The 558-nt window shown below is 67.4% G+C and carries 1 pseudogene; it reads right to left on the bottom strand.

What is annotated here, in order from left to right:
• Positions 1 to 321: 321 nt before the first annotated feature.
• Positions 322 to 558, bottom strand: a pseudogene (locus MZTS_RS24885) (NAD-dependent dehydratase); the annotation flags it as partial.

Raw genomic sequence — 558 nt, 5'->3', positions numbered from 1 at the left:
AATCATCGTGATCCGCATCGCCCATCCCTCTCGATCCCCGCAGCGGACAAACCGTCGGCGGGGCCATCGGTCACGAGGGTCGGTGCAAGAGGCGGCTCGGGCAATGCGCGCAGCGTGGCCGGGGCGGACGCATTCGGATGAGCTGTCTGTTCCGAACGGTTAGCGCGCCATCGGCTGAAATCGCTTCCGAGCGAAGACTCGGGTGCCCCTTTCGTCAGGGCGGGCGCGGGCGAAGCAATCCCGACGGCGTCCCTCTCTCCAGGCGAGGCGGGATCCCAATCGTTTCACCTCACGTGCGAAGGCCGTGCGGGGACGGCTGCGTCAGCGTGCGCCGTAATAGTCGAGGTACCACTTCACGAAAGTCGGAATGCCGGTTTCCAGCGGCGTCTCCGGCAGGCTGCCGACGAGGTCGCGCAGCAGGTCGGGACAGGCATGGGTGCGGATGACGTCGCCCGGCGGCAAGGGCTTCAGAATGCGCTCCGCCTCGCGGCCCAGGGCGGTTTCCAGTGCGCCGATCATCGCATCGAGCCGCACCGGACGTCCGCCGCCGATATTGAC

The organism is Methylorubrum zatmanii (genome assembly GCF_014845115.1).
Classification (GTDB): Bacteria; Pseudomonadota; Alphaproteobacteria; order Rhizobiales; family Beijerinckiaceae; genus Methylobacterium; species Methylobacterium zatmanii.
Note: the sequence above shows the minus strand (reverse complement) of the source record. Positions and strands in the feature narration are given on the sequence as shown.